We start from the raw sequence: 26,714 nt of genomic DNA on the forward strand, positions 1-26,714 counted from the left end.
CGGCGTCAGGCCGGGGTGCCCGACGCCGCCACCTCTTCCAGGCATTCGATCAGCAGCGTGGTGCTGGGCGACATCGGCCGCCGCCGGTTCCACGTGATGCCCAGCGGCCGCACCAGCTGCGGCAATTCGAACGGCAGGATGCACAGCTGCCCCAGCCGGCAGTAGTGGCGCGCGACCTCGCGCGTCATGGTGGCGACCGCGTCGGTAAGCTGCAGGTAGGTGGTAACGAACTGCACCGACAGGGCCTCGACGAAATGCGCCGGCATCGGCATGCCGTGCTGCTCGAACACCCGTTCGAGCGGGCCGCGCAGCACGCCGTCGGCAGCCGGCAGCACCCAGGTATAGTGTTCCAGGTCGCGCCAGCGCAGCTTCTCGTGGCCGGCCAGCGGATGGCGTGGCCCGGCGATCACCACCAGCGGATCCTGCAGCAGGACGCGGCCGCCCAGTTCGCTGGCGGCGTGGCGCTCCACCGGGCGGCCCACCAGCAGGTCGAGCTCGCCCATCAATAACGGCGGCAGCAGCCGTTCCATCGTGCCTTCGCGCAGCAGCACGTTGATGCCGGGCGCGCGCGCCTTCAGCAGCGCCAGGCTTTGCGGCAGCAGCGCCGGGATCACATTGGCCAGCACGCCCACGCAGATGCGGCCGGCCGCTCCGCTCAAGAGCCCCCGCAATTCGTCGCTGGCCAGGTTCAGCTGGTTGAGCATCGCGCGCGCGTGGCGCACCAGGGATTCGCCGTAGACGGTGGGCACGATGCCGCGCGGCGTGCGTTCGAACAGCCGCGCATCCAGGCCTTTCTCGATCTCGGCCAGCGCCTTCGATACGGCCGGCTGCGTCACGTTGAGGTGGACCGCCACCTTGCCCACGTTGCGCAGGTCGTCCAGCGCCACCAGCAGCCGCAGGTGCTTGGGCTTGAGTTCGTTGCGGATGTACCAGTCGAGTTGCGCCATCGGGCCCTTCCCGGCGAGGACGAGGTGCGGGCGATCTTAGCACCGGCGGTCCTTGCACTGCGTCATGACTTCCCCGTAATGCGATTCGCCGGATTCTTCATTGGACGCTGCATGGGGCCTTGCCTAGAGTGATGGACCGGAGCGTTTCTCCGACAAGGCCGCCGGCGAGCGGCCCACCACGGACAAGGAGACATTCGATGAAGCTGCTTCCGACCTTGCGGGCCTGGCTGCCCGCCCCCTTGCTGTGCGCGGCCGCCCTGGGCGCCGTCTTCGCCGGCCCGGCCGCGGCGCAGTCTTCCTATCCGAACAAGCCGCTGCGCATGATCGTGCCGTTCGCCCCCGGCGGCGCCGCCGACATCGTCGGCCGCGCGGTGGCCGACGCGCTGCTGCACGAACTGGGCCAGCCGGTGGTGGTGGTCAACCAGGGCGGCGCCGGCACCATCATCGGCGTCGACATGGCCGCCAAGGCGCCGCCCGACGGCTACACCCTGCTGGTCAGCGGCGACGCCGCCACGGTCAATACCGCCAGCGGCCGCAAGCTGCCCTACGACCTGATGAAAGACCTGCAGCCGGTCTCGCTGCTGTATTCCGGCACCCAGTACCTGCTGTCGCGGGTCGACGGTCCCTACAAGACGCTGGACGACCTGGTCAGGTACGGCCGCGCGCATCCGGGCGAGCTGAAGTTCGGCAGCACCGGCATCGGCACCTCCACCCATATGTCGCTGGAATCGTTCAACGCCGCCGCCGGCATCCGGGCGGTGCACGTGCCGTACCGCGGCGTGGCGCCGGCCATGACCGACCTGGCGGGGGGCCATGTGGACTACGTGATCGCCGGCTCCACCGCCGCCATTCCCGCCATCGAGAACAAGACCTTCCGCGCCCTGGCCGTCACCAGCCGCACGCGTTCGCCGCTCACGCCGCAGGTGCGGACCCTGATCGAGCAGGGCGTGCAGGCCGAGACCGGCAGCTGGTACGGGCTGTTCGTGCCCGCCGGCACGCCGCCGGCCATCGTCGAGCGGCTGAACAAGGCCACGGTGGCCGCGCTGAAAACCGATGAACTCGCCCGGCGCTTCAAGTCGCTGGGCGGCGAAACCCGCGCCACCACGCCGGCCGAGGCCTCCGCCTTCATGCGCGACGAGATCGATCGCTTCGGCAGCCTGATGCGCAAACTCGACATCAAGCTGACCGAATGAGCATCGCGGCGAACCCTCCGGCTTCCGCCGCCCCGACCCACCGGCGCCCGGCGCGCCTCGACAACACATCGCTATGTACACAGGATTGACTGCAGAACAGCGGCGCCTGGCGCAGGAAGTGGCCGAATTCGCCGCCACCCGGGTGCGCCCGGGCGCCGAGGCGCGCAGCCGCGACCAGGTCTGGGATGCCGGCCTCTGGCGCGAATTCGGCGCGCGCCGCTGGCCCGGCGTGGTGATACCGGCCGCCTACGGCGGGCTGGGCGGCGGCGCCCTGGAGCATGCGCTGATCGTGGAGGGCATCTCGCGCGTCGACGCCAGCCTGGGCGCGGCGCTGAACCTGTTGCAGCAGACCGTGATGGCGATCCTGTCGTTCGCCACCGAGGCGCAGAAGGCGCGCTACCTGCCGTTGCTGGCCGACGGCCGCAGCTATTCCATCACCGGCATCACCGAATCGGACTCGGGCTCCAAGCTGGAAGACATGCAGACCCGAGCCGTGCGCGACGGCGACGGCTGGGTCATCGACGGCTGCAAGACCGAGGTGCACATCCCCGAGCACGTGCAGATCTGCCTGGTGTTCGCCAAGACGCCGTCCGGCATCGGCGCCTTCCTGGTCGACACCGGCAACCCGGGTTTCAAGGTGACGGGGCGGCGCGACATCGTGGGCTTGCGCGGCCTGCCGATGGCGGCGGTCGCCTTCGAGCGCTGCCGGGTGCCGGGCGATGCGCTGCTGGGCGCCGAGAACGGCGCCTACGACGTGTTCTTCAAGTCCTTCGACCTGACCCGCATCGGCAATGCCGCCAAATGCGTCGGCATCGCCGACGGCGCGCTGGACGACGCGATTGCCTACGCCCGCCGGCGCCGCATCGGCGGCAACGTGGTCACCGATTTCCAGGGCCTGCGCTGGCAGATCGCCGATCTCGACACCCGCGTGCACGGCGCGCGGGCGCTGCTGCAGGTCGCCGCCGACGAATACACCCGCACCGGGCGCAGCACGGCCGCGTCGGCGCGCGCCAAGCTGCTGGCCAGCACCACGGCGATGGAAGCCGCCACCGTCGCGCTGCAGGTCACCGGCAGCCACGGCTGCTTCGCCGACAACCCCTTCGCCCGCTACATGATGGATGCCAAGGTATCGCAGATCACCGGCGGCACCATCGAGATCCTGCGCAACGCCATCGCGCGCGACCGGCTCGGCAAGCCGACCGCGCCCACACCCTGAGAGCCGCCATGAGCAGCAGTCCCATCGGTTTGTGCCTGCGTCCCGAGTACGACGAGCATTCGCTCGGCCGCCTGGCCGACTACGCCCGCGCGGCCGAGCGCCGCGGTTTCCATTCCGTGTGGCTGGCCGAGAGCTGGGGCATGGACGCCACCGTGCTGCTCAGCCACCTGGGCGCGCACACCGAACGCATCGGGCTGGGCACGGCCATCGTCAACGTCTTCAGCCGCTCGCCCGGGCTGCTGGCGATGGCCGCGACCTCGCTCAACGAGTTGTATCCCGGCCGCTTCATCCTCGGCCTGGGCAGCTCGACCAAGGCGGTCATCGAAGGCTTCCACGGCATGCCGTTCGACAAGCCGGTCACCCGCATGCGCGAGACGGTGCAGATCGTCAAGGAAGCCATGCGCGGCGACGAGGTGCATCGCGAAGGCGGCGTGGTGTCGATGCGCGGCTACCGGCTGCGCGTCCGGCCGCGCCAGGCGCCGCCGCCGATCTACCTGGCCGCGCTGTCGCCGGCCAGCATGAAGGTGGTGGCCGAAACCGCCGACGGCTGGCTGCCCTACCTGCTGCCGGTGCGCGGCGTGGCGGCGCAGGCCAGGGCGCTGCGCGAGGCGGCGCAGGCCGCCGGCCGGCCGGCCGACGCCGTGCGCATCGCGCCGCTGGTGGTCACGGCCACCTCGCACGACCGCGGCGAGGCGCGCGACGTGGCGCGCCGTCACCTGGGCTTCTACCTCGGTGCGATGGGGCCGCACTACCGCAATTTCGTGGCCGGCTTCGGTTTCGAGGCCGAGGTGGAGGCCATCCGCGAGGCCTGGGCCGCCAAGGAACGCGAACGCGCGTTCGCCGCCGTGAGCGACACCATGATCGACGAGATGACGCTGTGCGGCACGCCGGACGACTGCCGCGCGCAGCTGGCCCGGCTGCGCGAGGCTGGCGCCGACCTGCCCATCCTGTTCTTCCCCGGCGCCTGCACCAATGCCATGGTGGAACTGGCCATCGACACGCTGGCCGAACCCGCCGGAGGCGACGCGCGATGAACCTCGACCGCCTGCTGCAGCCTCGCTCGGTGGCCATCGTCGGCGCTTCCGCCGAGCCCGCCAAGATCTCCGGCATGATCGTCGAGTTCCTGCGCCGCAGCGGCTTCGCCGGGCGCGTCTACCCGGTCAATCCGCGCTACGAGACGATCGGCGAGTTCAAATGCTATCCCTCGGTGGACGCGCTGCCCGAGACGGTCGACCTGGTGGTGTGCGTGATCCCGGTGGCGGTGGTGTTCGACGCCATCGAAAGCGCGGCGCGCCGCGGCGTGCCGTTCTGCCTGCTGATGACCGGCGGCTTCGGCGAAGGCCGCAGCGGCGAGCAGGGGCAGGCGCGCCGCCGGCGCCTGGACGCGCTGTGCCGCGAGACCGGCATGCACGTGGTCGGCCCCAACACGGTCGGCATGGTCAACTTCCGCCAGCGCCTGCCGCTCACCTTCGCGGACTGGTACGGCCGCGACACCGGGCTGCGCGGCGGGGTGGCCATCGTCACCCATAGCGGCAGCGTGGGTGGGCTGATCTTCTCGGCGCTACAGATCGACGGCATCGGCGTCGACTACTGGATCGGCCTGGGCAACGAGGCCACGCTGGAGGTGGCCGATTTCATCGGCCATTTCAGCGACGACCCGGGCATCCACACCGTCATCTGCTACATCGAAGGGGTGCGCGACGGCCGCAACTTCCTGGCCGCCGCCGCCAAGGCTCGCAGCCGGGGCAAGCGCGTCGTGGTGGTCAAGGCCGGCGCCCATCCGGAATCGCTGCGGTCCACGCTGTCGCATACCGGCAAGCGGCCCACCTCGGCCGACGTCTACACGGGGTTGTTCCGCCAATCCGGCGTGATCCAGGCCTCGTCGCTGTCGGAACTGGGCTACATGATGACGCTGCTGCAGGCTTTCGGCGCCGTCGGGCCGCGGGTCGGCATCCTGGCCGCGTCGGGCGGCGCATGCTCGCTGTTCGCCGATCACGTGATCGATGCCGGACTGCAGCTGCCGCTGCTGTCGGAGGGGCTGCAGCGCCAGCTCGACCGTTGCATTCCCGAATATGGAGCCTCGCACAATCCCGTGGACCTGTCGGCCGACGTCGTCGCGCGCGGCGAGATCCTGAGCGGCACGCTGGCGGTGCTGGCCGACAGCGACGAGGTCGACGTCTGGATGGTGTTCGGCCGGCCGATCATCGACCGCTATGCCGACGTGCTGATCGAGTTCACGCGCACGAGCGGCAAGCCGCTGATCGCATGCAGCGGCGTGCCGCTGGCCGAGCCGCTGCGCGAGCGGCTGCGGCAGGGCGGGGTGGCGGTGCTGCTGGATCCGCAGCTCTGCATGAATGCGCTGGGCGGGATCGAGCGTGCGCGCGGGCCGCAGGACGAGGCCGGCCGCGACGCGCAGGCCGGTGCCAGCGCCAAGGCTGGCTGCGATGGGCCGGACGATGCCGGCATGCGAGGGGGTGCCGGGCCGGCAAGCACCGGTGTGCGGCGCCTGAAGGGCGCGGATGCGGCGGCGCTGTTGACGCAGGCCGGCTGGCAGCAGGGCGCCGGGCCGGCCACGCTGGGCGTCGAGATTGCTGTCGATCCGGATTTCGGTCCGGTCGTGGCGGTGGCTGCGCTGTCGCACGCAGGTGGCCGCTCCCGGCGCGCCGTGCGGGCGCTGCCGGCCGGTGTCGCTGTGCTGCGCGATGCGGCGCATGAACTGGCAGGACTGGCGGGCGGCCTGCCGGTACCGGCGGAAGAGGCCGGGCGCGCCGTCGCCGCCGTGGTCCACGCCTACCGGAGCACGCCTGACCTGGCGGGCCTGGAAGTGGCGTTTGCCATATCTCCCGGGGCGGCGCAATTGGCCGTGTACGGCGGTGGCGGCGCAGTGGAGCCGGGCGCGGCGGACGACGTTGAAGCCGATGCCGCGGCGGCCCGCGCGAAGGGGCCGCCGGCGGGGTTGGCATGAAAGCCGCGATCGCCGGCATCGGCGAGCTGCCCCAGGGCCGCAGCCCGCTGCCGCACACGATGGCCCTGCACGCCGAGCTGGCGCGGGTGGCGCTGGCCGATGCCGGCTGCGAACCGGCCGCGATCGATGCCGTGCTGACCGTATCGCCGCGTTCCGATCCCTACCTGATCCACGCCGCGGCGCTGGCCGAATACTTCGGCATCGAGCCGGCCGTGGCATGGACGCTGGAGGCCGGCGGCGCGGCGCCGGCGGCTATGGTGGACATGGCCGCCGGCATGATCGAATCCGGCCGCGCCGAAACGGTGCTGATCGTGGCGGCCGACATGCCGCTGGGCGCGGTCACGCGCGACGCCTACGTGGGCGCGCTGGCCGAGGCCGGTCCCATTCACCCCGAACTGGAACGGCCCTACGGCCCCAGCGTGCCGTCCATGTTCGGCACCGTGGCGCGAGCCCACATGGAGCGCCACGGCACCAACGAAGACCACCTGGCCGCAGTCGCGGTGCAGGGCCGGCAGTCGGCCGCCCGTCATCCGAACGCCCATTACCGCGACCCGATCACCGTGGCCGACCACCACGCCAGCCGGCCGATCGCCGATCCGCTGCGGCTGCTCGACTGCGCGCCGGTGTCCGACGGCGGCGGCGCCGTGGTGGTGACGGCCGCCGGCCGCGCCGGCCCGCGCGGCATCGCGCTGCGCGCGGCGGGCTTCGCCACCAGCCAGCTGCACCTGTCGGCCGCGCCCGCACTGACCGCATTCGGCGCTGGCGCCGCGCTCGACCGCGCGCTGGCGCGCGGCCGCTGCCGCCGCGAAGACATCGACGTCGCGCTGGTCTACGACTGCTTCACCATCGCGATGCTGGTCAACCTGGAAGACCTGGGCCTGGCGGCGCCCGGCCGGGCCGGACCCGATTTCGCCGCCGGCCGCTTCGGCCCGGACGGCGCGCTGCCGGTCAATCCGCACGGCGGGCTGCTGTCGCACGGCCACCCGGCGCGCGCCGGCGGCATGGGGCAATTGATCGAGGCCGTGGCGCAGCTTCGCGGCGAGGCCGGCGCCAGGCAGGTGGCCGACGCGCGGCTGGCGCTGGTGCACGGCATGGGCGGCGCCTTCGCGTCGCACGGCGTCCTGCTGCTGGAGGGCCGATGAAATACCTCGCCCCCGATCCGCACGGCATCGCCGCCGAACACTGGCGCGCCGCCGCCGAAGGCCGGCTGGCGCTGCCGTATTGCATGGCATGCGCCGCCTTCCACTGGCCGCCTCGCGCTGCCTGCCCGCGTTGCGGCGGCCGGCCCGGCTGGCGCGATGCCGGCGGCGAGGGCCGGCTGGCGGCATGGTCGGTGGTGCGGCGCCCGGTGCATCCCGCGCTGCGCGACGAGGCCCCCTATGCCGTCGGCTTGGTCGAACTGGACGAAGGCGTGCGGCTGTTCACCCACGTGGCCGCCGCCGACCCCGGCGCGCTGCGGGCCGGCATGCGGCTGCGCTGCGAGATGCGCGCCACGCTGGACCCCGCCATCCATGTTCCCGTATTCATCGTCGAGGGCTCCTAGCATGGATTACCAGATCCCTTCCGAGTTCGGACAATTGGCGGACCTGGCGCGGCAGTTCGTCCGGCGCGAACTGCATCCGCACGAAGAGCAGGTCGAGCGCGACGACCGCGTGCCGGACGAACTGCGCCGCAGCCTGCGCGCCAAGGCCGTCGAGCTGGGCCTGTTCGCGTTCAACATGCCCGAAGAAGCCGGCGGCCCGGGCCTGCCCTACCTGGCGCAGGTGCTGATCCGCGAACAGCTGGGCCACGCCAGCGTGGCGCTGGCCGACATGGCGGGCCGCCCGCCGCGCGCGCTGCTGGCCTGCCGCGGCGATCAGCGCGATCGCTTCCTGCTGCCCGCGGTGCGCGGCGAAAAGACCTGGGCCTTCGCGCTGACCGAGCCCGGCTCCGGCTCCGACGCCGGCGCCATGCGCACCCGCGCCGAGCGCTGCGCCGGCGGCTGGCGGCTGAACGGCAGCAAGCATTTCATCTCTCACGGCGATGTGGCCGATTTCGTCATCGTGTTCGCCAAGGCGCACGACGACGGGCGCGAACTGCCTACCGCCTTCCTGGTGGAGCGCGGCACGCCGGGCTTCGGCGTCGGCCGCGTGCACCCGAAGATGGGCTGGCGCGGCTACCCGGTGGCCGAGCTGGTGTTCGACGACGCCTTCATGCCGGACGACGCCGTGCTGGGCGCGCCCGGGGAGGGCATGCGGCTGGCCATGTCCAACATCGCCGAGGCCCGCATCGGCGTCGCCGCGCATTGCGTGGGCCTGGCCCAGCGCGCGCTCGACCTGGCCGTGGAGCACATTTCGGTGCGGCAGCAGTTCGGCCAGCCGCTGGCCCGCTTCCAGGGCCTGCAGTGGATGGTGGCCGAGATGGCGGTCGAGCTGGAACAGTCGCGCGCGCTGCTGATCGCCGCGGCGCGCGCGATGGACAGCGGCCGCGACGCGCGGCAGGCGGTGTCGATGGCCAAGCTGTCGGCCACCGAGATGGCCGGCCGCGTGACCGACCGCGCGGTGCAGCTGATGGGCGGCAGCGGCTACATGGCCGAATCGCCGATGGAGCGCCTGTTCCGCGACGCGCGCGCCTTCCGCATCGGCGAAGGCACCAGCGAAATCCAGAAGAACCAGATCGCCCGCGCGGTGCTGGGCAGGGAGGCGGCAGCATGAGCAGTAGCGCAGACGAAAGCGCCTCCGCGCGCAGCCTGGAAGGCGCGGCCGCCTCGGACGCCGCCCCGTACGGCCCCGTGCCGCTGGAGGTCGACGGCTGGACCTTCGGCCGTTTCGTCGACGAGATCGCCGCCCGCTTCGGGCCGCTGCCGGCGATGGCCGCCAGCGACCGCAGCAGCGGCACGGACGGCCTGCGCCGCTGGTCGTACGAGGAAATGGGCCAGGACGTGCTGGCGCTGCAATGGGGCCTGATGGAAACCGGCGTGGCGCCTGGCGACCGCGTGGGCGTGATGCTGTCGAGCGTGCCCGAATGGGTGCTGTACCTGTTCGCGATCGCCCGGCTGGGCGCCGCCTTCATGCCGATCAACACCCGCTTCCGCAGCCGCGAGCTGCACCACGTGCTGTCGCACTCGGGCAGCAGCGCGCTGGTGGCCACCGGCAGCTATCTCGGCCACGACTACACCGCCACCATCGCCGAGGCGGCCGGCGAACGCGGCGCCGGCGGCCGCCATGCCGGGCTGCCGGCGCTGCGAACGCTGATCGGCGTGGGCCCCGCGCCCGGCCCCGGCGCCCTCGACACCGCCGACCTGCTGCGCCGCGGCCGCGCGCTGCTGGCCGAACGCGGCGCGCCGCCGCGCGAAGACGACCCTTCCGCCATCGCCATCCTGTTCTACACCTCGGGCACCACCTCGTTCCCGAAAGGCGTGCCGCTGACCCACGCCAACCTGCTGCCGCATTCGGTGCGCGCCGGCGGCCTGGCGCGCCTGCGGCCCGGCGAAAAAGTGCTGACCCTCTATCCCTTCTTCGGCATCTCGGGCGGCGCCAACAAGGTGCTGTCGACCTTCGGCTCGGGCGCCTGCCTGGTGTTCCAGGATGCCTACCGCGCGGCCGAGGCCTGCGACCTGATGTGGGCCGAGGGCTGCACCGTGGTGCACGGCGTGGACGTGCAGATCCGCGAACTGGCCGCCGAGCAGCGGCGGCGCGGCGGCGGCCCGCCGCCCGAACGGCGCGCCACCATCGCCTTCACCGCCGGCATCGACGAAGGCCTGGCGCGCGCCATGGGCGAGGTCCTGGGCATCCGCCGCTTCATCCATTCCTACGGCATGACCGAAACCAATCCGATGATCCTGCGCAACGAACTGGACGACCCGTTCGACGTCTGCCTGAAGGCCGGCGGCCGGATCGCGCCCGGCGTCGAAGTGCGGGTGGTGGACCCGGACACCGGCGTGCCGCGCAAGCCAGGGGAAGAGGGCGAGATCGTGGTGCGCGGCCCCACCGTGGCCCAGGGCTACTACCGCGATCCGCAGGCCACCGCGGCGGCCTTCCGCGACGGCTGGTTCCACAGCGGCGACCTGGGCGTGGCCACGGCCGACGGCCTGGTGTTCTACGTCGGCCGGCTGAAGGACATGCTCAAGGTCGGCGGCTTCAACGTCGCGCCGCAGGAAGTGGAAGAGACGCTGCGCGCGCACGGCGCGGTGGCCGACGTGGCGGTGGCCGCCTCGCCCGACGCGCGGCTGGGCGAGGTGCCGGTGGCCTTCGTGGTGCCGGCGCCGGGCGCGGCCGTCGACCCCGATGCGCTGATCGCCTGGAGCCGCGACCGCATCGCCAACTTCAAGGTGCCGCGCGCGGTCTACCTGGTGGACGCATTGCCCTATCACACCGCGGCCAACGGCTCCAAGCTGCAGCGCCACATCCTCAAACAATGGGCGGCCGAGCGCGCCGCGCCCGCGCCCTGAGACCTCCAGGAGACGACATGCGTATCTGGCACCAGAGTTTCACCGTGCTGCAGGACCTGCCGGCCTATGCCGACGCGCTGCGCGCCCGCATCGACCAGGTGGTGCGGCCCGGCAGCGAAGTCGTGCTGCACGGCCAGATCCCGGGCACCTATTCGAGCGACTACCCCGGCACCGATCTGGCCTACGGCGTGCTGTACTGGGTGCACGGCCTGCAATGGATCGCCGCCGCGCGCGAGGCCGAGAAACAGGGCTTCGACGCGATGGTGCTGGCCAGCATCGGCAGCCCGATGGCGCGCGAGATCCGCACCGTGGTCGACATCCCGGTGGTGGGCTACGGCGAGGCCGCCTTCAACCTGGCCGGCCTGTACGGCCGGCGCGCCGGCATGCTGTTCTTCATCAAGGACCGCCTGGACTTCTGGCCCGAGCAATTGCGCGCCTGGGGGCTGGAAGAGCGCTTCGCCGGCATCGAACAGGCCGGCGTGAGCTTCCGCGACGTGCTCGACGCCTACCTCGACCCGGCGCGCCTGGACGGCGTGGTGGGCCGCATCGTCGAGCAGGGCGAGAAGCTGGTGCGCGAAACCGGCGCCGACGTGATCGTGCCCGGCGAGATGCCGATGAACCTGCTGCTGTCCAAGGCCGGCGTGCACGAGATCGCCGGCGCGGCCGTGATCGACGGCATCGCCGTATCGTTCAAGATGGCCGAGCTGCTGGTGGACCTGCGCAAGGTGGGCGGCATGCGGCCCAGCCGGCACGGCTATTTCCACGCCTCGCCCGACCGCGGGCGGGTGGCGCAGGTGCTCGATTTCTACGGAGTCGGCGCGCTGGGCGACCGCATTCCGTCGATGCCCTGACGGGGCCGCGCCGCAGCAGGACAGGCCATGATCCCATCCAGCGACCGCGAACTACTCGAGACGCCGGCCGGCGAGCTGGCCGCGCGCGCCGGCGCCGCCGCGCGCGCGGCCTACGGCAACCGGCTCACCTATTCGCCCAAGGTCTTCATCCCGCTCACCAGACTGTGCCGCGACTTCTGTGGCTATTGCACCTTCTCGCGCGACCACGAGCGCGGGCGCAGCCCCTATCTTTCCATCGACGAGGTGCTGGCCATCGCCGCCGCCGGCGCCGCGCGCGCCTGCAGCGAGGCCCTGTTCACGCTGGGCGACAAGCCGGAACTGCGCTACCCGCGCGCGGCGGCCTGGCTGGCCGCGCAGGGCTATGCCAGCACCGCGCACTACCTGGCCGAGGCCTGCCGCGCGGTGGTGCGCGAAACCGGCCTGCTGCCGCACGTCAACGCCGGCGTGCTCGGCCGCGAGGAATTGGCCGCGCTGCGCGAGGTGAGCGTGTCGCAGGGCCTGATGCTGGAGGCCTGCGCCGAACGCCTGCTGCAAAAGGGGCAGCCGCACTATCGCTCGCCCGACAAGCACCCGGCGCTGCGGCTGCAGATGCTGCGCGAGGCGGGCGAGCTGGCCATCCCGATGACCACCGGCCTGCTGATCGGCATCGGCGAGACCCGGCAGGAGCGCCTGGAGACGCTGCGCGAGATCCGGCGGCTGCACGAGGCGCACGGCCACATCCAGGAAGTGATCGTCCAGAACTTCTGCCCCAAGCCCGGCACGCCGATGCAGGGCGCGCCGGCGGCGACGCTGGACGAACAGCTGTGGACCATCGCCGCCGCGCGGCTCATCCTGCCGGCCGGCGTCTCGCTGCAGTCGCCGCCCAACCTGCGGCCGGGCGAAGCGGGCCGGCTGGCCGCGGCCGGCATCAACGACCTGGGCGGCATCTCGCCGGTGACCGCCGACCACGTCAATCCCGAAGCGCCGTGGCCGCAGATCGACGCGCTGCGGGCCGGGCTGGCGCGCGAAGGCCTGGCGCTGGCGCCGCGCCTGCCGGTCTATCCCGCCTATGCGCAGGACCGCGGCCGCTGGATCGCGCCGGCCTTGCACCGGCCGCTGCTCGCGCACGCCGACGCCGCCTGGCTGGCGCGCGACGACCGCTGGACGGCCGGCAGCGCCGATGGCGCGCCGCCGCGTTTGCCGGGGGCAGTCATCGTTGCCGCTGACGCCGTCGTCGGCGCCGATACCGCCGCGGGCAATGCCGCCGCCGCGAATGCCGCCACGATCGATGCGGCCGCGGTCTCGGCTGCCGTCGCCGGCCGGGCGGACGACGGCGCGCTGCGGACCATCCTGGACGACGCCGAAGCGGGGCGGCTGCCCGACGCGCGCGGCATCGAGGCGCTGTTCGCCGCGCGCGGCGACGACGTGGCGGCGGTGCTGGCCGCCGCCGACCGCATGCGGCGGCGGATCGCGGGCGATACGGTCACCTACGTCGTCAACCGCAACATCAACTACACCAACATCTGCAGCTACCGCTGCGGCTTCTGCGCGTTCTCCAAGCGCACCGGCGGCGCGCGGCCGAGCGAAGGCCCCTACGACCTCGACCTGGCCGAAGTCGCCGCCCGGGCGCGCGAGGCGTGGCAGCGCGGCGCCACCGAGGTATGCATGCAGGGCGGCATCCATCCGGCCTACGACGGCAATACCTACCTGGCCCTGCTGCGCGCGGTGAAGGAAGCGGTGCCCGCGCTGCACGTGCACGCCTTCTCGCCGCTCGAAGTGCAGCACGGCGCATCCACGCTCGGCGTTTCCACCGGCGAGTTCCTGCAGGAGCTCAAGCGCCAGGGCCTGGGCTCGCTGCCCGGCACCGCCGCCGAGATCCTGTGCGACGACGTGCGCCGCGTCATCTGCCCCGACAAGCTCACGGCCTCGCAGTGGCTCGACGTCGTGCGCGCCGCGCACCGCGCCGGGCTGCGCACCACCTCCACCATCATGTTCGGCCACGTCGAGTCGCCCGCCCACTGGGCGCGTCATCTGGTGGCCCTGCGCGACCTGCAGGCCGACACCGGCGGCATCACCGAGTTCGTGCCGTTGCCCTTCGTGCCGTTCAACAGCCCCATCTACAAGCGCGGCCAGGCGCGCCGCGGACCCACCTGGCGCGAGACGCTGCTGATGTACGCCGTGTCGCGGCTGGCCTTCGGGACGCTGATTCCGAACATCCAGACCTCCTGGGTCAAGCTCGGCCCGCGCGCGGCGCAACTGACCCTGCGGGCGGGCGTGAACGATTTCGGCGGCGTGCTGATGAATGAAAGCATCTCGCGCGCGGCGGGCGCCGAATGGGGCCAGGGCGTGACGGCGGAACAGATCCGCGGGCTGGCGACAGAGATCGGGCGCTGCGCGCAACAGCGGACGACCCTGTACCGGCCGGTCGATCCTGCGCCGCATGGCCGCTTCCCGATCCCGGTCGTGATGGAGAATTGTTCATGATGGCTCCTGTTCGCATCGCCGTATTGGGCGGCACCGGCCACGAGGGCGCCGGCATCGCCTGCCGCGCCGCGCGCGCCGGCCACCAGGTGTGGATCGGCTCGCGCGACCCCGGGCGCGCGCAGGCGCGGGCGCAGGAATTGAACGAACTCGCGGGCTGCACGCGCATCGCGGGCGCCGGGCTGGAAGAAGCCGCGCGCGCCGCAGACATCGTGGTGCTGGCCGTGCCCTATGCCGCGCAAGCCGCCACCGCGCGGCAGGTCCGGTCCGCGCTGCAAGGCAAGATCCTGATCGACGTGACGGTGCCGCTCAAGCCGCCGCGGGTATCGACCGTGCAATTGCCGCCCGAAGATTCCTGCGTATGCGCGCTGCAGGCGCTGCTCGGCCCGGAAGTGCGCGTGGCCTCGGCCTTCCAGAACGTATCGGCGCACGCCCTGATGGACCTGGCCGCGCCGGTGGATTGCGACGTGCTGGTCTGCGCCGACGATCCCGACGTCCGCGCCGCCTGCGTCGACCTGATCGCCGGCATGGGGCTAACCGCGATCGACGCCGGCCCGCTGGCCAATTCGGTGGTGGCCGAGGCCTTGACCTCGGTGCTGATCCACCTGAACCGGACCTACAAGGCACGCGCCAGCGGCATCCGCATCACCGGCCTGCCGGCGCGGCGCGGCGGGTAGGGCGCAGCGATGCTGGAACTGCGGCTGATCGGCCTGCGCGGCGAGCGCGAAATCGGACCCGGCGACGACCTGATCGACTGGATCGCCGGCCTGTGCGCCGCGCAGGGCGTGGCGTTCGGCGAAGGCGACGTGCTGGTGCTGGCCCAGAAGATCGTCTCCAAGAGCGAAGGGCGCCGCGTCGCGCTGGCGCAGGTTGAACCGTCGCCGCCGGCGCTGCGGCTGGCCGAGGTCTCCGGCAAGGATGCGCGGCTGGCCGAGCTGATCCTGCGCGAATCGAGCGAGATCGTGCGCGCCACGCCGCAGGTGGTGGTGGCGCGCCATCGCACGGGCGCGGTGCTGGCCAACGCCGGCATCGACCGTTCCAACGTGCGCCAGGACGGCGGCGAAACCGTGCTGCTGTGGCCCGCCGACCCGGATGCCTCGGCGCTGCGGCTGCATCGCCAGGCCAGCGCCCGTTTCGGCTGCCATCTGCCGGTCGTCATCAACGACAGCCTGGGCCGCGCGTGGCGGCGCGGCACGGTCGGCACCGCGATCGGCGCGGCCGGCATGGCCTGCCTGTCGGACCAGCGTGGCCGCGCCGACCGGCACGGCTACGCGCTGGTGGCCACCGAAGTCGGCGCGGCCGACGAACTGGCGGCCGCGGCATCGATCGTCATGGGCCAGGCCGACGAGAGCATTCCCGCTGTACTGGTGCGCGGCGCCCGCTACGCTCGGGCCGACGGCCGCGCGGCCGATCTGGTGCGGCCCTTGGCGCAGGACCTGTTTCGATGATCATCGCGCTCACCGGCGGCGTGGGCGGTGCCAAGCTGGTCGCCGGGCTGGCCCGCGCGCTGCCGGCCGACGACCTCACGGTCGTGGTCAACACCGCCGACGATTTCGACCATCTCGGCCTGCGCATCATGCCGGACCTCGACAGCGTGCTGTACGCGCTGGCGGGCCTGAACGACCGCGAGCGCGGCTGGGGCCGCGCCGACGAAACCTGGCACTGCCGCGACGCCATGGCGGCGCTGGGCGCGCCCACCTGGTTCAACCTGGGCGACAAGGACCTGGCGCTGCACATCCTGCGCACGCACTGGCTGCACACGGGGCAGAGCTACGCCGGCGTGGCCCGCATGCTGGCGCGGCGCCTGGGGCTGGACGCCCGCGTCGTGCCGATGAGCGACCAGCCGGTGGCGACCATGGTGCTGTCCGGCGACGGCGAGATCCCGTTCCAGGACTACTTCGTGCGCCGCCGGTGCGAACCGCGCGCCGGCGGCTTCCGTTATGCCGGCATCGATGCCGCGCTGCCTTTGCCGCAGTGGTACGAGCCGCTGGCCGGGGGCTGTTGCGCGGGCGTCGTGATATGCCCGTCCAATCCTTTCGTCAGCATCGAGCCCATCCTGGCGCTGCGCGGCGTGCGCGAGGCCATCGCGCACTGGGGCGTGCCGGTGGTGGCGGTCAGTCCCATCGTCGGCGGCCGAGCGCTGAAAGGGCCGGCGGCGAAAATGATGGCCGAGCTCGGCATGGACGTGTCGCCGGCGGGCGTGGCCGAACGTTACCGCGGGCTGCTCGGCGGCATGGTCGTCGACGACGCGGATGCCGGGCAGGTGGCGCGGCTGCGCGACATGGGGCTGGCGGTGGAGGTTACCGATACCGTGATGACCGATACCGGCGTGGCCGAATCGCTGGCCCGCACCGCGCTGGCGATGGTCGGCCGGCTGCGGCGGGAACGGGAGGCGGGCTGAGATGGCGCCCGGGGATTTCGCGCTGGTGCCGGCCAAGGGCGCGTGGGCCGGCAAGTCGCGCCTGGCCGCGCGGCTGTCTGCGCAGGCGCGGCACGCGTTGAACCTGTCGCAGCTGCACGCCACGCTGGCCGCGGTGTCGGCCGTGTTCGGCCCGCATGGCTGCCTGGTGGTGTCGCCCTGCGCGGAAATCCTGGCCGCGGCGGCGCAATCCGGCGTCGATGGCCTGCGCGAACGGGGCGCGGCGGGCCTGAACGGCGCGCTGGAACAGGGCCGGGAGGCCTTGCGGCGGCGCGGCGCGCGCATGCTGACCATCGTGCCGGTGGACCTGCCCTACCTGGATGCCGCGGAACTGGCCGGCGTGCTGGGCGGCGGCGATGCCGCCGACAGCGTCATCGTGCCCGACCGGGCGCTGGACGGCACCAACCTGCTGCGGATTCCGGCCGGGCTGGCGTTCCCGTTCGGCTACGGGCCGGGCAGTTTCGGCCGCCACGTGGACGCGCTGCTGCATTCCGGCATTGCGCCGCGCGTGCATTGCGATACGCCGCTGTCCATCGACCTGGACCGGCCAGGGCAACTGGCCGGCCTCGCGCGCAACCGGCCGCATGCGTCCCGTCCCGCGGCCGTCCCCGTCCCGGACAATACCGTCCATTCGTAAGTAGTTCACACGCTGGCGGCCCCCGGGGGCCTGCGTCACGATGCGTTTCCCGAGGCCGCGCGATCCGCCGCGCGGCCCCTGCCGAGGAAACCGTCATGAATGCGCATTTCGCCATGCCGCGCCGAATCCTGCCGCTGTTGCTGGCGCTGTGCGGCGCTGCCCAGTCGGCCGCCGCGCCGGGCTACGACTTCGCCTATCGCGTCAGCGGCGACCGTCGCGTGGCGCCGGTGCAGGTGTTCGACGACGGCCGCGATACCTATCTGCAGTTCCGCGCCGGGCAGACCGTGCCGGCCATATTCGAGGCCGGGCCTGGCGGCGAGCGGCTGGCTTCGCACGCCATGAGCGGGGCCTATGTGACGGTCGCGGGTACCGCGGCCCGGCTGGTGCTTCGCATCGGCGACGTCGCGGCCGATGCGCAGTACCTGGGCTCATCGCCGCGGGCCGGGCTGGCGATTCCCGATCATGCCGGCCCGATCGCCGCCGGGCGGGCGGACCAGACCGCGGCCGTTGCGTTCGGCGTCTCTTCGTCAGGCATGCCATCGTCCGGTCCCTCCACCCTCTTCGCCGCGGCCCCGCCGCGCGCGCCGTTCACCGCCGCGCCCGCCGACCGCAATATGCGTTCGCTGCTGCAGCGCTGGGCCCGCGAGGCGGGCTGGACCTTCAATGCCGAGCACTGGGCGGTCGACGTCGATATCCCGCTGGCCGGAAGCGCCTCGTTCGACGGCGATTTCAAGGGCGCGGTGCGGCAACTGCTGGCGTCCACCGAACTGTCGCCGCGGCCGCTGCAGCCCTGCTTCTATTCGAACCGGGTGCTGCGCGTCGTGCCGCTGGTGCAGGCCTGCGACCGCGTGCGCGCCGCCGCGTCGCCGCGCTGAGGAAGGCCCCATGCGAACACGCATATTCAGGCTGGCCGCCGCGGCCTGCTGCCTGGCGCCGGCCGGATGCTCCCATGTCGACCTGCTGTCGCGCATCGACCTGGGCGCCGCGGCCACTTCAAGGCAGGTGGACCGCCACCGCGATGCCTTCGCCGGCGCGCTGGGCGATGCCGCCCGGCGCGCGGCCGAACAGGACGTGGACCGCCCCTGGCTGGCCGGCGCGCCCGAGCCGCTGGCGCGCGAGGTCACGCTGCCCGAGGCGCTGCGCGCGCCGATGGAGACCGCGCTGATGTTCCCCGGCGGCCGGGTCGACCTGCCTACGCTGGCCGAGCGGATCACGCTGGCCACCGGCATCCAGGTACGGGTGCGGCCCGAGGCGCTGATGCCGCTGGAGCAATTCGCGCCGCGGCTGGCGCAGACGGCGCCGGCGGCGCCGGCCGCATTGACCGAACTGCCGGCCGGCTCGCATCCCCTGCCGCGCATGCTGGACCTGGTCGCCAACCGGCTCGGCGTCTACTGGAAGTACGAAGACGGCGCGATCCAGATTTTCCGCACCGACACCCGCGTCTTCAACGTGCGCGCGCTGGCCTTGAAGTCGTCGGCGGCCGCCAGCCTGGGGCGCACCGGCAACGCCAGCGGCGGCGCGTTCGAAAGCACCTCGGCCACCCGCATCGAGGCGGCTGGCGGCGACCCGGTCGCGGCGGTCAAGGCCAAGCTCGAACCTTTCATGACCCGCGCCGGAGTGGTGGCCATCAACACAGACGCGTCCGGCCTGGCGGTGGTCACCGATACGCCCGACGCGCTGGACCGCATCGGCGCCTTCCTGGAACGCGAGAACCGGGCGCTGACGCGGCGCGTCCGGCTGCTGTTCGAAGAGATCGAGCTGGTATCGAAGAACAACAACGAGCAAGGCATCGACTGGAACCTGGTCTATGCGCGCAGCCGGGCCGCCGCGCGGCTGGCCGCGCCGGCCACGCTGGCGTCCGACGCCGCGACCGCCGTCGCGCTGTCGCCGGGATCGGGGCCGTTCGAAGGATCGTCGCTGATCGTCAACGCGCTGAGCGAGATCGGCACCGTGGTGCGGCGCACATCCGTGCCGCTGCAGACGCTGAACCGCCGTCCGGTCACGCATGCGGTGCGCACCACTTTCACCTACATCGACCAGGTGCAGGTCACCACCGTAGCCTCGTCGGCGGGCACCTCCACCGCGCCGTCGGTCACGCAGAAGGAGGAGACCGTAGGCACCTTCCTGACGGTGATTCCCGACGCCCAGGAGGATGGCCAGATCCTGCTGTCGATCGCCTACGACAACACGGTCGCCCAGCCGCTCAAGACGCTGGTGTTCGGCACCGGCGGCAACCAGGTCCAGCTGCAGCAGAAAACCGTCGACGGCATGGGCACGGTGCAGCAGGTCGAACTGCGGCCGGGGCAGCCGGTGGTCATCTCCGGCTTCGAGCGCGCGCAGGATCAGTACGACAAGCGGCGCATCGACGAAAACCTGCCGCTGCTGTTCGGCGGTTCCGGCAAGGCGTCGAGCAGTCGTTCGACCACGCTGGTCATCGTCACCGCGCAGCTCGAGGAAGGCCTGTAGGGGCGCGCGATGATGAGCTACGCCATCCTGCAGCCCTCCGGCGCGCGCGTCCGGCTGATTGCCGGCATGCGCTGGCATACGGTGGTCGGCCGCGACCTGGCCGCGCGGGCGCGGCAGCGGGCGCGCGAGACGAGGGCCTCGCACTACGCGCATGCGGCGCCGGGCGCCGATACGATGGGCACGGTGCGGCTGGCGCGGGCCGACCGCGGCCGGGCCGGCGCGCCCTTGCATGGCGCCGCGCTGGCTTTCGCCGGCCTGCACCCGCACGGCGCGGCCGCCCTGTGCGCCACGCTGCCCGACGGCCGCGTCTGGCTGGCCGCGGCGCAGGGCGGCGCGGTCCTTGCCCATACCGACCGCATCCATGCGGCGGCCGGCGATGCGCGGGCCGCGCTGCGCGAATTGCTCGAGCGCCACGGCGGCGGCCTGGCGCTGTACGGCGACGCCTGCGGCGAACCGGCCGCGCCGTTCGACCTTGAACTGCTCGCCACCGGCCTCGGCGCCGGTTCGGCGCTACGGCCGGCGGGATGGCGCCTGCCGCTGCCGCCACGGCCCTTGGCATTGGCCGGCGCCGCGGCATTGCTGGCCTTCGGCTTGCGCGCCGGCTGGGACTGGCGCCGTCCGGCCGCCGTGCCGCCACCCGCGGCCGAGTCCGTGGATGCCGAACTGGCGTGGCGCCAGGCATGGGCCGGTTTCGCCGCGCAGACCACGGTGCAGTCGCAGGCGTCGTTCGAACGGCTGCTGGCGGCGCTGGCCGCGCTGCCGCCGTCGGTGGCGGGGTGGGGGCTGCGGTCGGTGGCCTGCGAGCCCGCGGCCGGCGGCGGCTGGGTTTGCGGGGCGGCCTACCGGCGTGTGCGGCACGGCGCCACCAGCGCCGGCTTCCTGGCCGCCGCGCCCGAGGGCTGGCGGACCTCCTGGCGGCCGCTCGACGACGCCACGGCGTCGTTCCGGGTCGACGCGCAGGCGCCCGCGCTCGACCCCGCCGCGCTCGAAACGCTGGCCTGGCACGAGGCGCGCACGATGTCGGCGCTGCAGCGGATGCTTCCGGCCTTCGCGGCCATCGCCGTGGGCCAGGCGGTGCCGGTCAGGATCGCGCCGCCGCGCGATCCGGCCGGCACGCCGCTGCCGGCCGCCGCTGGCGGCGGCATCAGCGAGCAATCCATCGCGCTGGAAGGGCCGCTGCGCTCGTTCGGGCTGATCCCCGAAGCCACTGCCGGCCACGTCGCCTGGAAGAGCGTCGAGCTGCGCGTCGACGCCGCGGCGCCGTCCAGCCTGAACCGCAGCCGCCTGATGGCGGCCGCCACCGGAGTCCTGTATGCGAAGAATTGACCGCTGCCTGGCGGCATTGCGTGCTGCCGCATCGCCCGGCACCGCATCATCCATTGCCACGTCCTCCATGGCGGCGGCGTCCATCGCCGCCGCGCTGGCCGCCGGCCCGTGCTGGCCGGCGGCGGCGTCCGAAGGCGCGCCGGAGCTCGATACCGTGCGCGAGATGCTGCGGCTGGACGCCGAACGCGCGCTGGCGCAGGAGCGCGGTCCGGCCGCCCGCCCCGCGCCCGCCCATGGCGCGCCGCGCATCGACCGCATCCGCGTCCAGGCCCTGTACGGCATGGCCGGCCGCCGCACGGCGGTGCTCGACATCAACGGCGAGCGCAAGGAATACCGCGAGGGCGCCGAAACGCCGCTGGGCGGCGCCTCGGCAGCCGACTACCGCCTGGCCCGCATCGACGACCGCTGCCTGCACCTGGTCAAGGCGGGCCGCAACCGGGTGGCCTGCTTCATCCCGCCGCCCGGGCAAGGACCCGGCGCATCGCCGGCACCCCCGCCGCGCGTCGCCCCGATGATGCCCATGCCGCCGCTGTCCATGCCGCAGATGTCCATGCCACCGATGTCCATGCCGCAGACCTCGTCACCGCCGCAATCCTTGCTGCCGCCGGTTTCGCCGCCGCAGGCGGGCGCCATGCCATGGCCGCCGCAACCGGATCCGTCCCGCTAGGAGCGCCGCATGTTCCCCTTCATCAGCAAGGCCGCCCGCGATTTCGTCGTCGCCGGACCCGCCGCCCGCGGCACGCCGGCCGAACCGTCCGCCGCCGGCGCGCCGGCCGTGCTGCGCATCGCCGGCCGCGACGAACTGGCCCGCATGCAGCCGGCGTTCCGGCGCGCGCTGGCCGGCGAGTTCGACATCGGCGCGTTGTCGGGCAAGCTGTGCCCGGTCGAACTCGACGACGGCCGGGTCGCGGTCTTCGCCGTCGAAGAATACGCCGACGGCGGCCACATCGCCGAGGTCGAACGCATGGTGGCGCGCCGCGCCTGCGCACTGGCGCAGCCGGCGCGCATCGTGGTGCCCGCCACGCTGCTGCTGTCCATCGCGCGCGGCCAGATCACCGGCGACACGCTGCGCAACCGACGCACGATACTGCTCGACCCGGCCAAGAGCTCGATGGCCGACGCCTTCCACGACATCGTCGCCTGGGGCGCGCGCCACGGCGCCAGCGACATCCACATCAATCTGCGCACGCTGGAAGCCGAGTCCGAAGTCCGGTTCACGGTCGACGGCCGCTATGTGGCGCCCGAACGCTTCCGGCACAGTCCCACCGCGACGCTGGCCGACGTACTGGCGGTCGCCTACATGGACATCCAGGGCGGCAACGGCGCGGTGTTCGACCCCAACATCGAGCAGCAGGGCAGCATCCACCACGATGTGGACGGCCGGCCGCTGATGCTGCGCTGGGCCTCGCTGGCCACCGACGCCGGGCCGTCGGTGACGATGCGGATCCTGCAGCTCGATCCCGCGCGCCGCCCCTCGACGCTGGAGGAACTGGGCTACCTGCCGTCGCAGGTGGCCGCCATGCGCCGCGCGCTGCTGGGCGAGGGCGGCGCGGTGGTGCTGGCCGGCGTGGTCGGGTCGGGCAAGTCGACCACCATCGCGTCGATGATGGCCTCCATCCCGTCCACCCGCAAGGTCGTCACCCTTGAAGATCCGGTCGAATACCTGATACCGAACGCGCTGCAGAACAGCGTGAGCCGGCCGCTGGACGGCTCGACCGCCGGCGAGTTCGACGCCAAGCTCAAGACGGTCAAGCGTTCGGCGATGAACGACCTGCTGATCGGCGAGATCCGCGACCAGGCTACCGGGCGGGCCTTCATGGACCTGGCCAGCTCGGGCAGCAATCTCTACACCACGACCCACGCCGGCTCGGCCGCGCTGATTCCCGACCGGCTGGCCTCCGATTTCATCGGCGTGTCGCGCCGGCTGCTGGCCACGCCGGGCATCCTGAAGCTGCTGGTCTACCAGGCCCTGCTGCCGCGCCTGTGCCCGCACTGCGCGCTGCCGTTCGCGGCGCTGTTCGACGCGGGCCCGCGATCCGCAGCCGGCCGCGGCCTCGACGCGCAAGGCCGCGACGGCGCCTGCTGGCGCCGCTATGCCGAGCGCATCGCGCGCCTGTACGGCATCGATCCGGCCGCGCTGCGCACGCGCAATCCCGAAGGCTGCCGCCACTGCCGCAACGAGGCGCTGCCCGAACACGACGGCCTGGCCGGCCGCACCGTCGCCGCCGAGCTGATCGACCCGGCGGTCGACGACGCCTTCCTGCGCTTCGTGCGCAGCGGCGACACGCTCGGCGCCCGCCGGCACGTGGCCGCCACCCGCCGCGCGGCGTTCGACGATCCCGACATGCAGGGCAAGTCGGCAATGGAGTGCGCCGTCTACAAGGCGGCCATGGGATCGATCGACCCGCGCGACATCGAACCGCGCTTCGTCAGCTTCGAAACCGTCGAGCTGCGGCGCGGCGTACGGCGGCCGAGAGGCTTGTCCATTGGCGCCGGCCGCCGGCCATCCGTGCGCAGGCCCGCGCAGCGCATGCCATGAACGCCGCCGCCCTTTCCGCGGTGCAGTCCCGGCTGGCCGCGCTGCGCTTCCGCGCGCGCCGCGCCGACTACTACGAATACCTGGCCGACGTGATGGAAGGCACGGCCGGCCGCAAGACGCTGCGCGACATCTTCCTGGACGACGCCCGCCGCTACGGCGCGCGCCATCCGCGCGGCGCGCTGTCGCAGCGCTGGGCCCATCGCTACCAGGAACTGGGCGGCGACCTGTTCGAAACCCTGCGCGGCACGCTGCCGCGCGACGACCTGCTGCTGATCCGCGTGGCGCAGCGCGGCGGCGCGGGCGCGCTCGAACAGACGCTGCGCGACGTGGCCGCGCTGACCCGCATCATCGAACAGGCGCGCGGCAATTTCGTCGCCACCGTCGCGGTGGGGCTGGTGGCGCTGGCGGTGATGGGCATCACGCTGGCGGCCGTGCCGCTGTTCACCGTGCCCCGCATCCGGCAGGCCTTCGCCATGGTGCCGCCCGACTGGGTCGGGGCGCGGGCCGGCCGGCTGTTCGCGCTGGCCGACCTGCTGCGCGACTGGGGGCCGCCGGCGCTGCTGGCCGCCGCGCTGGTCCTGTACGCGGTGGCATGGTCGCTGCCGGCCCTGACCGGCCGGCTGCGCCAGGCGCTCGACCGCTGCTTCGTCTGGCGCCTGTACCGCGACTTCCAGGGCATCCGCTTCCTGGCCTCGCTGGCCACCATGGTCCGCAAGCGCGGCAACGTAACCACCGCGCTGCGCGATGCGCTCGACGTGCACGCCGACGGCGCCGGCCCCTGGCTGCGCTGGCACGTCGAGCGGATGATCGCGCGCATCGACGATGGCCGGGTCGGCGCCGACACCTTCGACACCGGCATCGTCGATCGCGAAACGCTGTGGTTCCTGGCCGACCTGATCGCCGCGCGCGGAATGGACGCGGCGCTGGTCCGCACGCGGGCCCGGATCGAGTCGCGCTCGCTGCGCGAGGCCGCCCGCAAGGCCGCCGCCGTGCGCTGGGGCCTGCTGCTGGCCGCGGTCGGCGCGCTGCTCGGCCTGTTCTTCTGGCATTTCGCCGCCATCGACGAAATGTGCGCCGCCATGATCAACGTCTATTCCAGCCGATGAGGAGTCCTTCCATGCGCCGTCCGCTTTCATCCGCCGCCCGCCAGCGCGGCTTCACCCTGGTCGAGGTCGCCATCGTCGCGGCCATCGTGCTGATCGCCGCGGTGGTCGGCGTGCCGGCCATCAACGGCTACGTCATCGAGAACAAGGTGCCCAGCGTCGCGCAGGACCTGCAGCGCTTCGTGGTCCGCATGAAGGCCTCCACCCAGGGGCTGGGCGAGGCGCCATATACCGGCTCCACCACCGCGCTGCTGGGCAACGCGCTGCGCGGCAGCGGCGTGATCACCGTCAGCGGCACCGGGGCCGCGGCGGTGGTCCGCCACGGCCTGGGCGCGTCCGACGGCCGCATCACGCTGGCGGCCGACACCATCACCGTGGCCGGCGATTCCTTCGCGATCGGGCTCGACAAGGTCAACGAGGCGGCCTGCCCGGGGCTGGCGGCGGCCATGCAGCGCGTATCCGAACGCATCGTCGTAAACGGCGATACGGTCAAGGAGCCGGCCGCCGGCGGCGCCACGGGCGCCTACGACGCCGTCGCCGCCGATTCCGCCTGCGTGGCCGGCGACGCCAACGCCTTTACATTCACTGCCCGTTGAGCCGCTCCATGCGCGATCATCGCCACCGAGGCGCCTTCCGCCAGCGCGGCTTCGCGCTGGTCGAGGTGGCGATCGCCGCCGCCATCGCCACCGTGATCGCCGTGTTCGGCGCCGCGCGGCTGGTGCAGCAGGTCAACGACGCCGCGGCGCAGGCCACCGGCACCTATCTGCTGGCGGTCAAGGGCGCGCTCGATACCTATCTCGTCGCGCACTACGACGACCTGGCCAATGGCCGCGCCGTGCCCGGCGTACAGATGCCCGATGCGCCGCGGCTGGCCGAACTGCGCGCGGGCGGCCTGCTCAATCCCGGCTTTCCCGACCGCACGCCGTTCGGCCAGCAGGTCGCGGTGCGGCTGCTGCGCAGCGGCGCCTGCCCCGGTTCCGGTTGCCGCATCGACGCGCTCGCCTACACGCTGGCGCCGCTGCGGTTGGCGGGTGCCGACGAACCGCCGTTCGACCTGGTGGCGCAGGCGGTGGCGTCGGCCGGCGGCTTCGGCGGCGCCGCCTATCCCGACGCGCCCCGGCGCCTGCGCGGCGCCACCTTCGCGGTCGACAACCCGGCTGGCGCGGCCGCGGGGGTGGTGGGCGCGCTGGCCACGCTCGACACCACGCTGTTCAACGAATTCGTCCGCATGCGCGATCGGCGCGACCCCGATCTCCAGGGCGACCTGTCGGTCCGCGGCCGGGTAGCGGCCGGCGAACTGGCGGTCGGCGCCGCCGGCGGCGCGCCATGCGCCACGCTGCAGGCCAGCGGGGTGCTCGCGCTCGGCTGCGCCGGCCTGCTCGATGCCCATGCCGCCCGCTTCGCCGCTGGCGCCGACGCCGTGCAGATCGATCCCGCCGCCGGCGTGGCCACCAGCCAGCGCGTGCGCGCCGCGGCCGGATTTTCCACCGGCACGGCGTCGCTGTTCGACGCGGCCGAGGCCCAGCCCACCATCCGCGTGGGCGCCGGCCAGATGGCGCTGGCCACCGGCGCCGGCACCGCCCTGACCCTGGACGGCCAGGGCGTGGTCGCGCACGCCGGCCTGTCGGCGGGCCGACTCGGGCTGCGCGAGACGGCCGTGCGCAACGCGCCCTGCGCAAGCGGCACGGGGCAGAGCGACTTCGCCCGCAGCGCGGACGGCGGCCTGCTGGTGTGCGCGGCCGGCAACTGGCGCGCGGTGGCCGACGTGGCCGTGCCCGCCGCCGCCTGCTCGCCCAACGGCGCCTTCGCCACCGACCGCGACAGCGGCGCCGGCCTGTTCTGCCGGCTCGGCGTGTGGGTGCGCGCCGACGATCTGCTGTCGAGCTACGTGCTGGTGGCCACCGCGCTGGCTGGCCACGGCGACCTCGTTCCCAAGCCCGCCTGCGGCCAGCTCGGCGCGGCGGCCGGCGCGCCGGCGATCTACCTCATCCCGCAGATCGAATCGTCCACCGGCGCCGCCTTCACCCGGCGCGCCCGCGACGACGGCGCCGCCTGGCGCGTCGAACTGCTCGATCACGACGCCCAGCCGCTGGCCGGCCCGGCGCAGGCGCTGGCCCAGGTGTATTGCAAATATTGAGGAGAGCCGATGTTTCCCGCTTCGCA

Annotated in this window: 23 protein-coding genes; 22 read left to right on the forward strand and 1 reads right to left on the reverse strand. The window is 73.0% G+C overall.

Annotated features, from left to right (window positions below):
• Positions 1 to 5: 5 nt before the first annotated feature.
• The gene (locus tag ABD927_RS01645) at positions 6 to 947 is read right to left on the reverse strand and encodes a LysR family transcriptional regulator (RefSeq protein ID WP_345245645.1); all 942 of its coding nucleotides are present in this window, start codon (positions 945 to 947) and stop codon (positions 6 to 8) included.
• Between the two features lie 197 nt (positions 948 to 1,144).
• Here ABD927_RS01645 and ABD927_RS01650 point away from each other — a divergent pair, with 197 nt between their 5' ends.
• The 22 genes from ABD927_RS01650 to ABD927_RS01755 all read left to right on the forward strand — a co-directional run bounded on the left by ABD927_RS01650 (position 1,145) and on the right by ABD927_RS01755 (position 26,688).
• A complete protein-coding gene (locus tag ABD927_RS01650) occupies positions 1,145 to 2,140 on the forward strand; it encodes a Bug family tripartite tricarboxylate transporter substrate binding protein (protein WP_345245647.1) in 996 nt (331 codons plus the stop codon).
• Positions 2,141 to 2,225: 85 nt separating this feature from the next.
• The gene (locus tag ABD927_RS01655; RefSeq protein ID WP_345245649.1) at positions 2,226 to 3,356 is read left to right on the forward strand and encodes an acyl-CoA dehydrogenase family protein; all 1,131 of its coding nucleotides are present in this window, start codon (positions 2,226 to 2,228) and stop codon (positions 3,354 to 3,356) included.
• Positions 3,357 to 3,364: 8 nt separating this feature from the next.
• Complete coding sequence (locus ABD927_RS01660) at positions 3,365 to 4,390, forward strand: LLM class flavin-dependent oxidoreductase (RefSeq protein ID WP_345245651.1); 1,026 nt, start codon at positions 3,365 to 3,367, stop codon at positions 4,388 to 4,390.
• Positions 4,387 to 6,321: a CoA-binding protein gene (locus ABD927_RS01665; RefSeq protein ID WP_345245653.1), complete on the forward strand. Its 1,935-nt coding sequence runs from the start codon at positions 4,387 to 4,389 to the stop codon at positions 6,319 to 6,321. The genes ABD927_RS01660 and ABD927_RS01665 overlap by 4 nt, the downstream gene beginning before the upstream one ends.
• The gene (locus ABD927_RS01670; protein ID WP_345245655.1) at positions 6,318 to 7,463 is read left to right on the forward strand and encodes a thiolase family protein; all 1,146 of its coding nucleotides are present in this window, start codon (positions 6,318 to 6,320) and stop codon (positions 7,461 to 7,463) included. The genes ABD927_RS01665 and ABD927_RS01670 overlap by 4 nt, the downstream gene beginning before the upstream one ends.
• Entirely contained in the window at positions 7,460 to 7,864 is a 405-nt protein-coding gene (locus ABD927_RS01675; RefSeq protein ID WP_345245657.1) for a Zn-ribbon domain-containing OB-fold protein, read from the forward strand. Before ABD927_RS01670 ends, ABD927_RS01675 begins: the two co-directional genes overlap by 4 nt.
• 1 nt (position 7,865) lies before the next feature.
• The gene (locus tag ABD927_RS01680) at positions 7,866 to 9,014 is read left to right on the forward strand and encodes an acyl-CoA dehydrogenase family protein (protein WP_345245659.1); all 1,149 of its coding nucleotides are present in this window, start codon (positions 7,866 to 7,868) and stop codon (positions 9,012 to 9,014) included.
• The gene (locus ABD927_RS01685) at positions 9,011 to 10,750 is read left to right on the forward strand and encodes a class I adenylate-forming enzyme family protein (protein WP_345245661.1); all 1,740 of its coding nucleotides are present in this window, start codon (positions 9,011 to 9,013) and stop codon (positions 10,748 to 10,750) included. Before ABD927_RS01680 ends, ABD927_RS01685 begins: the two co-directional genes overlap by 4 nt.
• 17 nt (positions 10,751 to 10,767) lie before the next feature.
• A complete protein-coding gene (locus ABD927_RS01690) occupies positions 10,768 to 11,601 on the forward strand; it encodes an aspartate/glutamate racemase family protein (RefSeq protein WP_345245663.1) in 834 nt (277 codons plus the stop codon).
• Positions 11,602 to 11,628: 27 nt separating this feature from the next.
• A complete protein-coding gene (locus ABD927_RS01695; protein WP_345245665.1) occupies positions 11,629 to 14,064 on the forward strand; it encodes a bifunctional FO biosynthesis protein CofGH in 2,436 nt (811 codons plus the stop codon).
• Complete coding sequence (gene npdG / locus ABD927_RS01700; protein ID WP_345245667.1) at positions 14,061 to 14,738, forward strand: NADPH-dependent F420 reductase; 678 nt, start codon at positions 14,061 to 14,063, stop codon at positions 14,736 to 14,738. The genes ABD927_RS01695 and npdG overlap by 4 nt, the downstream gene beginning before the upstream one ends.
• Positions 14,739 to 14,747: 9 nt before the next feature.
• Positions 14,748 to 15,509: a coenzyme F420-0:L-glutamate ligase gene (gene cofE, locus ABD927_RS01705; RefSeq protein ID WP_345245668.1), complete on the forward strand. Its 762-nt coding sequence runs from the start codon at positions 14,748 to 14,750 to the stop codon at positions 15,507 to 15,509.
• Positions 15,506 to 16,462: a 2-phospho-L-lactate transferase gene (gene cofD, locus ABD927_RS01710; RefSeq protein ID WP_345245670.1), complete on the forward strand. Its 957-nt coding sequence runs from the start codon at positions 15,506 to 15,508 to the stop codon at positions 16,460 to 16,462. The genes cofE and cofD overlap by 4 nt, the downstream gene beginning before the upstream one ends.
• 1 nt (position 16,463) lies before the next feature.
• The gene (gene cofC, locus ABD927_RS01715) at positions 16,464 to 17,117 is read left to right on the forward strand and encodes a 2-phospho-L-lactate guanylyltransferase (RefSeq protein ID WP_345245672.1); all 654 of its coding nucleotides are present in this window, start codon (positions 16,464 to 16,466) and stop codon (positions 17,115 to 17,117) included.
• Positions 17,118 to 17,212: 95 nt separating this feature from the next.
• The gene (locus ABD927_RS01720; protein WP_345245674.1) at positions 17,213 to 17,992 is read left to right on the forward strand and encodes a TrbG/VirB9 family P-type conjugative transfer protein; all 780 of its coding nucleotides are present in this window, start codon (positions 17,213 to 17,215) and stop codon (positions 17,990 to 17,992) included.
• Positions 17,993 to 18,002: 10 nt separating this feature from the next.
• Positions 18,003 to 19,583 carry a hypothetical protein gene (locus ABD927_RS01725; protein WP_345245676.1) on the forward strand — a complete coding sequence of 527 codons (1,581 nt, stop codon included), beginning with the start codon at positions 18,003 to 18,005 and terminating at the stop codon, positions 19,581 to 19,583.
• Between the two features lie 9 nt (positions 19,584 to 19,592).
• Positions 19,593 to 20,909: a hypothetical protein gene (locus tag ABD927_RS01730; RefSeq protein ID WP_345245678.1), complete on the forward strand. Its 1,317-nt coding sequence runs from the start codon at positions 19,593 to 19,595 to the stop codon at positions 20,907 to 20,909.
• Positions 20,896 to 21,576 carry a hypothetical protein gene (locus ABD927_RS01735; RefSeq protein WP_345245680.1) on the forward strand — a complete coding sequence of 227 codons (681 nt, stop codon included), beginning with the start codon at positions 20,896 to 20,898 and terminating at the stop codon, positions 21,574 to 21,576. The genes ABD927_RS01730 and ABD927_RS01735 overlap by 14 nt, the downstream gene beginning before the upstream one ends.
• 9 nt (positions 21,577 to 21,585) lie before the next feature.
• Entirely contained in the window at positions 21,586 to 23,448 is a 1,863-nt protein-coding gene (locus tag ABD927_RS01740) for a GspE/PulE family protein (protein ID WP_345245682.1), read from the forward strand.
• Positions 23,445 to 24,554, forward strand: coding sequence for a hypothetical protein (locus tag ABD927_RS01745; protein WP_345245683.1), 1,110 nt, complete (start codon positions 23,445 to 23,447; stop codon positions 24,552 to 24,554). The genes ABD927_RS01740 and ABD927_RS01745 overlap by 4 nt, the downstream gene beginning before the upstream one ends.
• An 11-nt stretch (positions 24,555 to 24,565) precedes the next feature.
• Entirely contained in the window at positions 24,566 to 25,147 is a 582-nt protein-coding gene (locus ABD927_RS01750) for a type 4 pilus major pilin (protein WP_345245685.1), read from the forward strand.
• A gap of 8 nt (positions 25,148 to 25,155) precedes the next feature.
• Entirely contained in the window at positions 25,156 to 26,688 is a 1,533-nt protein-coding gene (locus tag ABD927_RS01755) for a hypothetical protein (protein WP_345245687.1), read from the forward strand.
• The last annotated feature ends 26 nt before the right edge of the window (positions 26,689 to 26,714 follow it).

Source organism: Pigmentiphaga soli, from assembly GCF_039541095.1.
Lineage (GTDB): Bacteria > Pseudomonadota > Gammaproteobacteria > Burkholderiales > Burkholderiaceae_B > Pigmentiphaga > Pigmentiphaga soli.